9 protein-coding genes are annotated in these 12,327 nt (G+C 71.4%); 2 read left to right on the forward strand and 7 right to left on the reverse strand.

Going from position 1 to position 12,327, the window contains the following annotated elements; all coding sequences use genetic code 11:
- The first annotated feature begins 344 nt into the window (after positions 1 to 344).
- Both IH26_RS0142365 and IH26_RS0142370 read left to right on the forward strand, forming a co-directional pair.
- On the forward strand, positions 345 to 3,122 hold the full coding sequence (locus tag IH26_RS0142365) for a helix-turn-helix transcriptional regulator (protein WP_245665930.1): 2,778 nt from the start codon (positions 345 to 347) through the stop codon (positions 3,120 to 3,122).
- Between the two features lie 136 nt (positions 3,123 to 3,258).
- The gene (locus tag IH26_RS0142370) at positions 3,259 to 3,534 is read left to right on the forward strand and encodes a hypothetical protein (RefSeq protein ID WP_245665931.1); all 276 of its coding nucleotides are present in this window, start codon (positions 3,259 to 3,261) and stop codon (positions 3,532 to 3,534) included.
- On the opposite strand, the gene IH26_RS0142375 is transcribed toward IH26_RS0142370, so the two are convergent.
- The 7 genes from IH26_RS0142375 to IH26_RS0142405 all read right to left on the reverse strand — a co-directional run bounded on the left by IH26_RS0142375 (position 3,522) and on the right by IH26_RS0142405 (position 12,297).
- A complete protein-coding gene (locus IH26_RS0142375) occupies positions 3,522 to 4,532 on the reverse strand; it encodes a TerC/Alx family metal homeostasis membrane protein (RefSeq protein WP_030441949.1) in 1,011 nt (336 codons plus the stop codon). The two genes, IH26_RS0142370 and IH26_RS0142375, sit on opposite strands and share 13 nt — an antisense overlap.
- Before the next feature lie 259 nt (positions 4,533 to 4,791).
- Positions 4,792 to 6,219 carry a hypothetical protein gene (locus tag IH26_RS0142380; protein ID WP_030441950.1) on the reverse strand — a complete coding sequence of 476 codons (1,428 nt, stop codon included), beginning with the start codon at positions 6,217 to 6,219 and terminating at the stop codon, positions 4,792 to 4,794.
- 135 nt (positions 6,220 to 6,354) lie between these two features.
- Positions 6,355 to 8,322, reverse strand: coding sequence for a right-handed parallel beta-helix repeat-containing protein (locus IH26_RS0142385; protein ID WP_030441951.1), 1,968 nt, complete (start codon positions 8,320 to 8,322; stop codon positions 6,355 to 6,357).
- 125 nt (positions 8,323 to 8,447) lie between these two features.
- Positions 8,448 to 9,068, reverse strand: a complete 621-nt coding sequence (locus IH26_RS0142390; protein ID WP_030441952.1) for a hypothetical protein — start codon at positions 9,066 to 9,068, stop codon at positions 8,448 to 8,450.
- Between the two features lie 18 nt (positions 9,069 to 9,086).
- The gene (locus IH26_RS0142395; RefSeq protein ID WP_030441953.1) at positions 9,087 to 10,301 is read right to left on the reverse strand and encodes an ABC transporter permease; all 1,215 of its coding nucleotides are present in this window, start codon (positions 10,299 to 10,301) and stop codon (positions 9,087 to 9,089) included.
- Complete coding sequence (locus tag IH26_RS0142400) at positions 10,298 to 11,035, reverse strand: ABC transporter ATP-binding protein (RefSeq protein ID WP_030441954.1); 738 nt, start codon at positions 11,033 to 11,035, stop codon at positions 10,298 to 10,300. Before IH26_RS0142400 ends, IH26_RS0142395 begins: the two co-directional genes overlap by 4 nt.
- Positions 11,032 to 12,297 carry an efflux RND transporter periplasmic adaptor subunit gene (locus tag IH26_RS0142405; RefSeq protein WP_030441955.1) on the reverse strand — a complete coding sequence of 422 codons (1,266 nt, stop codon included), beginning with the start codon at positions 12,295 to 12,297 and terminating at the stop codon, positions 11,032 to 11,034. Before IH26_RS0142405 ends, IH26_RS0142400 begins: the two co-directional genes overlap by 4 nt.
- Positions 12,298 to 12,327: the final 30 nt, after the last annotated feature.

Raw genomic sequence — 12,327 nt, forward strand, 5'->3', positions numbered from 1 at the left:
TCACCGGGGGTCGCTCGCGGCTCTCGTCCGCCGGCAGGATCGGGCCAGCAGGGGCCCGCGGGCGCGGCAGACCTGCCGGGCAAAGCGGGAACGGGGCTACGCGGCGACGGCGCGGCCGGAGCGACGCACGGCGGGACGGGGCGAGAGGGGGCGGGGGCCACGCGGGACAGCCCGGCGGCCGCGGTCGGAGGGTGACCAGCGACGGCGCTCGGCGCCGCACCGGGGACCGGTGTCACGCGTACGGTCGACGTGTTTTAGATCTCGGTCAATACGTTGTCATATGTGAACCCATTGATGACGTGAGCCCGTGTTCCTAGGCTGGGACCAGCGCGGAACAAGGGGGTGTGAATCGCGTGCAGCCGGACGCGACCGCCCTCCGTGGCCGCGGCCCGCTACTCGCGGCGGTCGACGCACGGCTGGCCGCGGGCGGCGGCGTGGCCCTGCACGGCCCGGCGGGCATCGGCAAGTCGGCGGTCCTCGACGCGGTCGCGGCCTCGGCGGCCGCCCGCGGCGAGCTGGTGCTTCGGCTGCGGCCGGTGCGGACCGAGCGGTCCCTGCCGTACGCAGGCATCGCCGACCTCGTCGCGCAGCTGCCGGAAGACGCCGGCCCGGCCCTGCCACCCGCCCAGCGTGCGGCCCTGGCCGCCCTGCGGCAAGGCCTGCCCCCGCGCGGCGGCACCCCGGCGCTGGCCCGCCGGCTCGTCCTGCCGCTGCTGCTGGCGCACTGCGCGCGGCGCCGGGCCGTGCTGCTCGTGCTGGACGACGCGCAGTGGCTGGACGCCGAGTCGGCCGAGCTGATCGGGTTCGCCATGCGCCGGCGCCCCGGCCCGCGGGTCCGCGTGCTCGCCGCCCAGCGCCGCCCCGACCCGGCCGGCAAGCGCCGCGCCGCCCGGCTCTGCCCGGCCCCGGTGCTGGAGATGGCCGTGCCGCCGCTGGACGCCGACGACCTGACCGCCCTGCTCGAGGCCCGTGGCCTGCCCTGCCGGACGGCCAGCCGGATGCACGAGGCCAGCGCCGGCAACCCGTTCCTCGCCCTCGCGCTCGGCGGCGCGGTCGCCCCCGGGCCGGCCTGGCGCCCGGCCCCGATCCCGGAGGCAGCCCGCGAGCTGCTGCGCGACCGGCTGCGTGCGCTGCCCGCCGCGGTGACCGGCACGCTGCTGGTCGCCGCGCTCGCCACCGAGCCGACCACCACCGTGCTGCTGCGGGCCGGGCGTGACGACGCCGTCCGCGAGCTGCGGCTGGCCGCCGGCGAGGGGGTGGTCGACCTGGACGGTGACGCGATCCGGTTCACCCCGCCGCTGCTCGCCCAGGTGGTCGCCGAGGAGGCCACCGCGACCGAGCGGCACCTCGCGCACGCCGCCCTCGCCGCCGGGGCGGTCGACCCCACCGAGGCGCTGCGGCACCGGGCGTTGCGTACCGGCCGGCCGGACGCCGCGGTGGCCCGGTCGCTCGCCGCCGCGGCCGACCGCCGGGCCGAGCGGGGCGCCGGGCGGGCCGCCGCCGAGCTCTACCTGCTGGCCGCCGACCGGTGCCCGCACACGCTCGCCGACCTGCGGCTCGATTGGCTGGTCGCGGCCGCCCGGGCGGCGCTCACCGGCGGCGCGTCCGCGCTGGCCGGCCGGGCCGCCGAGGCGGTCATCGCGGCCGACGCGCCGGCCGCTCACCGGGTCCGGGCCCGGTTGGTGCTGATCGACCTGGCCGGGCAGGGGCTGGCCGAGATGGGCGAGACCTTCGCCGCCGCGCTCGCCGAGGCCGGCGACGACCCGGCCCTGCTCGCCCCGGTCCGGCTGCGGCTGACCTGGGCGGCGTTCCTCACCGGCGACCCGGACCGGGCCGCCGCCGAGGCCGGCCGCACGGTCGAGGCCGCCCGCCGGGCCGGCGACCCGACCACCGAGGCGATGGGGCTCAGCCTGATCGCCCAGGTGCAGCGGCTGCGCGGCGAGGCCCGCTGGTCGGACACCCTGGCCCAGGCGCTCGACCTGCCGGCCACCCCGGCGCCGGACTGGCTGCACTACGGCCCGCGCTACATGGCGGCCCGGTTCGCGATGATGGACGACCGGCTCGACGAGGCCCGCGGCGAACTGCTCAAGCTGCTGGTGGTCGCCGAGCACGACCGGATCGGCGAGGCCCGGGTCGAGGTGCTGCGCAGCCTCTCCGAGGTGGCCACCCGGGCCGGCCGCTGCCGGGAGGCCCTGCAGTACGCGCACCGCGCGGTCGACGCCGCCCAGCACGCCGGGCTGAGCCCCGGCCCGACCTGGTACACCGCCGCGGTCGCCGAGCTGGCCGGGGGCAGCCTGGCCGCGGCCGCCGGCTTCGCCCGCCGCGGGGTGCGCGCGTCCGAACAGGAGGGCGACAGCCTCTACCTGCGCCGTAACCTGCACGCCCTGGGCCAGGCCGAGCTGCGCGCCGGGGACACCCGGGCCGGGGTGGCCGCGCTGTGCCGGCTGCGCGACCTGGAGGCCGAGTCCGGCGGGGCCGACCCGATGATCGTGCGCTGGCACGGCGACCTGGCCGGCGGGCTGGCCCTGATGGGCGAGCACGCCGAGGCGGCGGCCACCCTCGCCGAGGCCCGGGCCGCCGCGCACCGGCTCGGCAACACCCCGGGCACGGTCGGCTACCTCGACCGGGCCACCGCCGTGGTGCTCTCGGAGAGCGGCCAGGCCGACTCGGCGGTGGTGCTGTCGGCCGCCGCGGCGCACCACTTCGAGCAGCTGCACCAGCCGCTGGAGCAGGCGTACGCGCTGCTCGTCCAGGGCGGCGCCGAGCGGCGCCGGCGCCGGTACGCGGCGGCCCGGCTGGCGATCGGCGCGGCGCTGGCCATCTTCCTGGCCGCCGAGGCGAAGCCGTGGGCCGAGCAGACCGAGCGGGCCCTGGCCCGGACCGAGGGCAACGTCGCGCCGGGCGCGGTGCCGCCGCCCGATCTGGGGCTGACCTCGACCGAGCTGCGGATCGCCGGGCTGGTCCGGGACGGCGCCAGCAACCGGGAGATCGCCACCCAGCTCTACCTGAGCGTGAAGACCGTCGAGGCGACGCTCACCCGGGTCTACCGCAAGCTCGGCGTACGGTCGCGGACGCAGCTCTCCTCTCGCCTGCAGGTGTCCGAAGTCACCTCGCCCGCCTGAGCTGCCCATTGTTGACGGAGAGTGACGCTCTTCACGTGGGCCGGATCACTGTTTCGCCAGAGTTTTACCTGCTCGATTTGGGGATGAAGCATCCGTCGTGGATCGTTGTACGGGAAGAACAACAACTACGATCCGTATGAGGAGAACACCGGTCATGCAGCTCTCGTCCCGGCTTCGCGACGTCCGCACGGCCATGGCGAACCGCCGGACCATCCGCCTCGCCCACCGCCGCCTCGCCGACGAGGTGGCGTCGTTCCGCAGCACCTCCGAGCGTGCCGAGCTCGACGAGCTCCTGAGCCGGCACACCCCGGAGGAGACCGCCCAGATCCGCGCCATCCTGTACAGCCAGGATGTCGAGCGCCAGCAGTCCCAGGTCCGGCAGACCGCCGGGCTCGGCGGCTACCTCGGCTGACGCTCCTCGGCGCTCGTCGAACGGGCCCGGACACTGCCCGCGTGGGCCTTGGTGTCCGGGTCTTTGCGTACCTTCCGCAGGCTCGCCACCGTGGTGATCACCAGCACCACCACGATCACCGTGAGGGACAGCCCGATCCCGATCTCCGGCACCGCCGTGCTGAGGTCCTCGTGCGCCCAGTGCAGGATCAGCTTCACGCCGATGAACGCGAGGATCACCGACAGCCCCGTGGACAGGTAGACCAGCCGGTCGAGCAGCCCCTTCACCAGGAAGAACAGGGCACGCAGGCCGAGCAGCGCGAACGCGTTGGCGACGAAGACGATGTACGCCTCGTCAGTCACCCCGAACACCGCCGGGATCGAGTCGAGCGCGAACAGCAGGTCGGAGCTGCCGATCGCGATCAGCACCAGGAACAGCGGCGTGACCATCCGCTTTTGTTGTACTCGGGTGATCATCTTGCCGCCCACGTAGTCGTCGGTCAGCGGCAGGAACCGGCGCCCGGCCCGCACCAGCGCGTTGTCCTCGATGTCCGGATCCTCGTCGCGGTGCCGGAACAACTGGACCGCCGTGAAGATCAGCAGCGCCCCGAACACCAGGAACATGAACGAGAACAGGCTCAGCAGCGTGGCCCCGAGCGCGATGAACACCACCCGCAACACCAGCGCGATGATGATGCCGAAGGTCAGCACCTCCTGCTGATACTTCTCCGGCACCGCGAACGTGGTCATGATGATGACGAAGACGAACAGGTTGTCGACCGACAAACTCTTCTCGACGATGTACCCGGCGAAATACTGGGCCCCGAAATCCCAGCCCGCCACACCGGCGAAGACCAGCCCGAAAGCCACGGCGACGCCGATGTAGAACGCGGACCACAGAGCAGCCTCACGGAAACCGACGGCGTGCGGGCGCAGCACACCGAGGGTGAGATCGAGGGCGAGCAGGGCGACGATGACACCGATCGTCAAGGTCCAGCCGAGCGCGGTGACCTCCAGCAACAGGGAACCTCCGAGCCTCGTAAGCGGGGCGGTCCCTTTGAATTGTCCCCGCTTCTCCTGGGAACTCCCTGGCAGCGAGATCTACCTGGTCCGCTTCCGCTTCAAAACACCCCGGCCGTACGCGTGACACCAGTCCCCGGTTCAGCGCCCGGCGCCGTCGTTGGTCACCCTCCGACCGCGGCCGCCGGGCTGTCCCGCGTGGCCTCAGCCCCGCCCCGGCAGGACGGGGCCTGGGTCCATTCTGTCGCCCGCCGACGCGTCAGGGTGCGACAGGTGCTTTGGGTTCCTGTATCGGGTAGATGTCGATCGGGTATTTGCCGCCGTACTCGATCGTGGACCGGCTCCCGCTCGACAGGAAGGTCGTGCCCACGCTCGGATCCTTGGTGCTGGACCCGAGGTCGACGCCGTTGAACGTGGCCGTCGCCGTGGCCTCGACCACCGCGTCCGCACCCGTGGCGGTGATCTTGAATTGGTGGTGCCGGTCCGCCGTGGTGCATTGGCTGTCGTTACAGTTTGTGCTCCCGGTAAGCCGGTATGCGCTCGTGACCGGCTTGCTCGTGGCGGCCCAGGTAGCCTCGATCGTCGCGGTCTTGTCCGTGGTGCAACCGTCCGCGCTGGTGCAGCTCGTCAGCTCGACCGTGGTCGGCGCGAGGGTCGCCTTTCCGAGGTTCTTCTTCGCCGTGAAGGTCCCGGATCCGGGCGAGACCAAGCCGCCGATCGCGAACTCGACGGTATTGCCGTCCCGGTCGACGACCCGCCTGTCCAAGGAGACAAAGGTCTTGTCGACAAATGTTACGACTCGGCCGTCAAGGCCGGATCCCTGCAGCACCGTCAGCTGGTAGTAGGTCGTGCCGCCGTCGGGATTCGGGATGACCCAGGCGGTGTTGGCCGCTACGCTGTTGCCGCCACGCGTGGTCTTGTTCCCCAGATCGATCGTGGGAGCGTCGTAGTCCGGGATGGAGATGATTCCCGACAGTTCGCCAGTGATGACAGTGACTCGCGACATGCGGGAAAGGGTCGCCTTTGTCGTCGGTGCTCCCAGGCTTGTCCCGTTCAACGTCCCGGTCGCCGGCGCGGACCGATACGCCGTATCACCGCTCACCCTCACCTTGGTCGGGCCTGACGGGGCGTTGCGGTCGTCGCTGAAAGTCGAGCGGGTCTCCCCCATCGGCCCGGTCCCGGTCCAATCGGTTCGGAGGATGAGGCTCCTGTCGACGACCTTGCAAGGGGACGGGCCCAATACACACTGGTCCACCCTCACCGGCGCCAGCGTCGCCGAGCGCAGTGGCCCCACTTTGTCGGTGTGGAAGACGGATGCGGTCGTGAACAAGGTGCCGAAGAAGGAATCCTTGGTATAGATCTCGTGACCGCCCGGGTCAATGACCGTCCGGGTCAGCTCGATCGTCGTGCCCTGGCCGAATTTCGGGCGGTGCGCCTCGTCGTGGACAATGCCGTCGACGAGATCAAGCTGCGTGACGACCTTGTCTCCTTGCTCATCCAGACCCGACCACAGGGCGGTGGCATGGACAACGGTCCCGCCGTCAACCGTCTTGCCGGCCGCGGCCGCCGGCGCCGCGCCCACCGACGAGACAACGAACACCAGGAAGAAGACGACCGGGATACGGAGGCGTCGCCCACGCCGGCCGGTAGGAGCCGGCGGCCTCGGTCGGTTGATGTCGTCGCTCATCGTTGGCTCCTCGGACGGTCGGCCGTCACCGCCGAGGTTCGCGGGAGACGCTGAAGCGGCACTGACGCGGTGCTGAAACGCACGCGAAAGCCCAGGTCTCGCCCGTCAGGAAGGCCGGAGAAGCCGGACGGCTCCTCACCAGATTCGCGTACGCGTCGCTCCTGCGCCCAGGCCGGCGATCGGGCCCGCGGCGTACTCGGAACTTTCGGTCTTGATCTCGCCCGTCAGGTCGCGGTCCAGGATGGCGGGGGTGCCGTCCGGCTCCTCGAAGTCGGCGTCGGCGAAGCGGACCCGTGGCAGGTCGCGGCCGCCGACCAGGCCGACCCTCGCGGTGGCGAACTCCGGCGGCAGGTCGGCCTTCAGGTAGACCGCGTCGCCGTCGGTCACCACCGTGACGCTGCCGCCCTCGGCCACGACCGGGTCACGTTCGCCGGCATAGGGGCGAGCACCGGCCAGGAAGACGTTGCCGCTCGTGTAGACCGGCTGCTGGACGTCGAGGAACTTCTGGTGGTCGCCGGGGCCCTTCGCCTCGATCCGCTCCAGGTACTCCTCGAACGACGCCGGGAACCCGTCGTAGCCGGCGAGGCCGTGGTGCGGCGGCGACTTCTCGTCGAGGGGGTGCCCGTACGCCTCGGCGACCGCGCCGCCCAGGAAGAGGTTGCCGATCCAGCGGTCGTCGCCGCCCCAGATCACCGCGTAGCCGGCCACCTGGGTGCTGTGCGGGCGGTGGTACGGCGTGGCCCGGTCCGGCACCGCCTGCAGCCAGATCGTGCCGGCGAACAGGTTGTTCACGAACGCGCCGCCCTGGCTGAACGACTCGAACGACGCCGCCGACCCGAACACGTTGTGCTCGGCCAGGTAGGGGCCGTGCGACACCTCGACGAACAGGTCCCGGCGGTTGTGGTGGTACACGTTGCGGGAGATCCGGGTGCCCTGGGTCTGCCAGTCCAGCCAGGTGCCGAGCGTGCAGTCGTGGATGTGGTTGTGCCGGATCGTCACGTCGATCGCCGCGTGCAGCTTGATGCCGCCGATCTCGTACCCGTAGAACTCGTACTTGGTGGCGATGTTGTAGATGTGATTGTCCTCGATGGTGGAGAACACGCCGCCCAGGTGGCCGACGATGCCGTTCTGCCCGCAGTCGTGGATGGTGTTGCGGCGGATGACGTGCGAGCCGATGTGCTCCTTGTCCCAGCCGAGCTGCTGGGCAATAAATACAGACTCCAGCTGGTACTGGTAGCCGGGCTTGTCGCCGCGTTCGGTGGCGTAGTTGTGGCCGGTGGAGGCCTCCTTGCCGATCGAGACCGCCGAGCATTTCGCGTCGTGGATGTCGTTGTCCTCGATGATCCAGCCCTTGGCCCAGTTCGGGCCGATCAGGCCGGGCTGGTCGGCCGTCGGCGGGGTCCAGGGGGAGGCCGCCTGGCAGAGCTCGAATCCGCGTACGGTGATGAAGTCGATGTGGTGATTTTCCGGAAAGAACACCGATCGCCGTACGTTGATCTCGACGAGCTCGTCGTTCGGATCCGCCTCGCCGAAATTCGCCCAAATCGTCGTGTCGGTCGCGTTCACGGTCGCAAACCAGACATGCCGGGTCTGCTCCGGCGCGGCGGCGAGAACCGGCACGCCGGTCCAGTCGTCGACGACCGACTTGCGCTCCTCGGGCGCGTCGACGGCCTCCCGGGACGAGACCTCGTAGAAGCTCAGCCCGTTGAGATACACGTCGCCGAGGTGCTTGCGCGGCGCCGACTCCCGGTAGACGATCCAGTCCCCCGCGATCTCCTCGGCGAACGGGTTGAACTCCCCGAACAGCTCGTTCGGCAGGTCGGCCCGCCACACGCCGGCGCCCTCGGACCGCCACCCGGTGACCCGCTCCGAGCCCTTGATCACCACGTGCTCGCCCTCGGCGGCCCGGTACGTGATCCGCCGGGCGTCGCTGAGCCCGCCCCGCCGAGGCTTCACCCACTCCCGGTACTCGCCGGCGTGCACGACCACGGTGTCGCCGGCCCGGGCGACCGCCGCGGCCTGGTTGATCGCGCGGAACGGCCGCTCGGGGGTGCCGTCGCCGTCGTCGGAGCCGCTGGCCGCCACATGCAGGACGGAAGTCATCTCGGGGAGCCTCTCTGCAAGTTCCGAACGCCATACCGGCACGCCACACACGTTCCGCCAACGTAAACTCGCGAAACTTGTGCGTCAAGTCCGAAACTTTTCGAGGCTCCTTACTTGGGCTGGGCCTATTTTGGCTGGGCCGTCACCGCCGTCGCGGTGACCGTGCCGTCCGAGCCGGTGGCGCCCTGCACGGTGACCGTCTGACCGGCCTTCACGTCGGAGACCTTGCCCTTCTTCGCGGTCGACACGCTGGTCTTGCTGTCGGTCTTGACGGTCACCACGTTGCCGTCCGGGGTCTGGACGTAGATGGTGTCGCCGTCGACCAGCTTGACGGTGCCGGTGGTGCCGGCCGCCGCGGTCGCGCCGGTGCCCTGACCGGTGCCGGTCCCGGTGCCGCCGCCACCGAAATTGCCGCCACCGGGGAAGCCGTTCGCGCCCGTGCCCCCGCCGTACCGGCCGGCGCCGTTGCCCGTGCCCCCGCCATACCGGCCCGCACCGGTGCCGGCGCCCGGGAACCGGTTGCCGGTCGAGCTGGCGGCGGAGGTCGTGCCCCAAGCCTTCTGCGCCTGCAGCCCGCCGACGAAGCCGCCGATCAGCAGCACCAGCGCGGACAGCACGATGGTCGACTGGTTCCACCACTTCTTCGGCGCGGCCTTGGCCAGCTCCTGCGCCAGGCTGTCGTCGCGGCCGGGGTCATCGTCATCGGCGGCCGGGACCACGTTCAGCACGGCCGTGTCATCATTCATGGGAGTCACAGCGGGTCCTCACTCGTAGCGCAGCGCGTCGATGGGACGCAGCCGGGCGGCGCGGCTGGCGGGCAGGCCGCCGAAGAACAGTCCGATGGCGATGGACACGCCGAGGGCGAGCCCGATGGAGCTGGGGACGATCACCGGCTTGACCCCGACGATCTCGAAGCTGCTGCCGATCAGCGCGGCCGCGACGCCCAGGACGCCGCCGATCACGCTCAACAGCGTCGCCTCGATCAGGAACTGGTTCAGGATCACCCGGCGGGGCGCGCCGAGCGCCTTGCGGATGCCGATCTCCCGGGTTCGCTCGGTCACCGTCACCAGCATGATGTTGGTGATGCCGATGCCGCCGACCAGCAGGCTGATCGCGGCCACCGCGCCGAGCAGCGTGGTGAACGTGTCGGCCGTCGCGGTCTGCGTCGCCAGCAGCTGGGAGGCGTTCTGGATCCGGTACGGCGTGTTCGAGCTGCTCCTCGTGGACGATTGCGCCGTCAGGGTCAGCCGCTGGTCGAGGATCGTGGACACCTCGGCCTCCACGGCGTCCACCTTGCCCGGGTCCTTGGCCTCGACCAGGATCGAGTTGAGCGCGCCGTACCCGGTCAGCACCTGCCGGACCGCGCTGAGCGGCGCGATCGCGGTGTCGTTGGCGTCCTGGAAGCCGGTGGAGCTCTTCTCCTTGAGCACGCCGACCACGGTGAACAGCGCGCCGCCGACGGTGACCTGCTTGTTGATCGGGTCGACGCCGGGGAACAGCTCCTCCACCACGGTCTGGCCGAGCACCACGACCCGCCGGCCCTGGGCCTCGTCGTCGGCGGTGAAGCCGCTGCCGGTGCCGATCGGCGTGTTCGACGCGGTGAACCAGCTCGGGGTGGTCCCGACGAACGAATTGACCGAGTGGTCGGTGCCCTCGTACGTGATCGTCGCCGACGAGCTGACCACCGGGGACACCGACTTCACGTCGGGCGCCATGGTCGGGTCGGTGATCGCGGCGGCCATGTCGGTGGTCAGCGCGGTGCTGGCCGAGCCGCCCCGGTTCGTGCTCATCACCGTGATGGTGTTGGTGCCCAGCGCCTCGATCCGGGAGCTGATCGCCTTGGCCGAGCCGTTGCCGACCGCGACCAGCAGGATCACCGCGGCCACGCCGATCAGGATGCCCAGCATGGTCAGGGCCGAGCGCAGCTTGTTCGCGGACAGGCCGCGCAGCGCGAAGCGGATTACTTCCTTGAAGCTCATCCGGCGTGCCGTCCTGCGAAGGCGCCAACCGGCGGGAGATGGAGCGGCGACTGCCGGCTGTCCTCGACGATCTGCCCGTCGACCAGGCGGATCAGCCGTTTCGCGCGGGCGCCGACCTCGGGCTCGTGCGTGATGATCACGATGGTGCGCCCGGCGCCGGACAGCTGGTCGAAGACATTGAGCACCTCGTGGGTGGAGTGGCTGTCCAGGTTGCCGGTGGGCTCGTCGGCGAGCAGCAGGGCCGGCTCGGTGACCAGGGCCCGGGCCACCGCGACGCGCTGCTGCTGACCGCCGGAGAGCTGGTTGGGCTCGTGCCGGGCCCGGTCGGCGAGGCCGACCACCTCGAGGGCGGCCAGCGCGCGGCGCCGTCGTTCCTTCGGCTTCACCCCGGCGTACGCGAGGGGCAGCTCGACGTTGGCCACCGCACTCGTCCGGGGAATGAGGTTGAAGGCCTGGAAGATGAAGCCGATGAGCCGGTTCCGGGCCAGCGCCAGCTGCCGGTCCGCCAACTTGCTCACGTCCACGCCGTCCAGGTGGTACGAGCCGTGCGTGGGCACGTCGAGCGCGCCCAGGATGTTCATCAGCGTCGACTTGCCGGAGCCGGACGAGCCCATGATCGCCACGTAGTCGCCGCGCTCGACGGTGAGCGACACCCCGCGCAGCGCGTGCACGGTCGCCTCGCCCTCGCCGTAGATCTTCTTGAGGTCGCGGACCTCGAGGACCGGCCGGGTCATCGTCCACCCCCGCCGGTGCCGGTGCCGCGGCCGGTGCCGCCGCCGAAGTTGCCCCCGCCGCCGAAGTTCCCGCCACCGCCGAAGTTCCCGCCGCCGGGGAAGCCGTTGGTCCCGGTGGTGCTGGTCGTGGCGGTCTTGAGTACGACCTCCTGGCCGACCTGGACGCCGGAGGTGATCTGGGTGGCCTCGTCGCCCTCGAGCCCGATCTGGACCGGCGTGACCTGCTGCACCCCGTTGGCCAGCACGGTCACCGTGTGCCGGTTGCCGACCGTGGTGACCGCCGCCGAGTTCACGAAGACCGCGTTCGCGACGCTGCCGGTGGTGACCGAGACGGACACCGTCTGGCCGACCTTGGCGCCGGTCGGGATCTTGTCGATGCTGACCGTCACGCCGTAGGTGACCACGCTGTTGGAGGTGGTCGCGGACGGGTCGATCGCGGTGACCTTGCCGGTCGCCTCGGCGCCGGAGAGCGCGTTCCAGGTGATCTGGGCGACCTGCTTCTCCTTGAGCTTGGTCGCGTCCGCCTCGGCGAAGGCCGCGGTGACCTGCAGCTTGGTCAGGTCCTGGATCGCGATGAAGCCGGAGGACGAGGAGGAGGACGAGGACGAGGAGGAGGACGAGCCGCCGCCGGAGTTGCCACCACCGCCCGAGTTGCCGCCCCCCGAGCTGCCGCCCCCCGAGCTGCCGCCGCCGCTCGACGAGGACGACGTGCCGGTGCCGGAGGAGGAGCTGCCGATCGTGCCGTTGACCGCGGTGACCGTCCCGGCGGCCGGCGCCTTGAGCACCGTGCCGTCGACCCCGGCCTGCGCGTCCGAGACGGTGACCTTGGCCTGCGCGACCGCGTCCTCGGCGCTCGACGTGTCCGACCCGGCGTTCTGCGCGCGGGTGAGCGAGTCCTCCGCGGCGGTCAGGTCGGCCTCGGCGGCGCTGAGGGTCCGCTCGGCGTCGGCCGGATCGACCTTCGCGAGCACCTGACCCTTCTTCACCAGGTCGCCGACCTTGACGTCGATCGCGGTGACCGTTCCCCCGGTCACGAAACTGGCGCTCGCCGTGTTCGCGCTCTCGACGGTCCCGTCCGCGGTCACGGTCTTGGTGACCGTGCCCTGCTGGACGGCGATCGACCGGACCGAGGCGCTGGCGGCCTTGGGGGTGGCCGATCCGGACAGGGTCTCGTACGCCCAGAAGGCGCCCGCGACGAGGGCGACGACGAGGGCGGCGTTGACCGCCACCGTGGGGCGTCGCAGATTGAAGCGCGCTGGCATGCCGGACACTGTGTCGGGACGGGCTGGGAG

The sequence above is a fragment of the Actinoplanes subtropicus genome, assembly GCF_000721705.1.
In the GTDB taxonomy this organism is placed as follows: Bacteria; Actinomycetota; Actinomycetes; order Mycobacteriales; family Micromonosporaceae; genus Actinoplanes; species Actinoplanes subtropicus.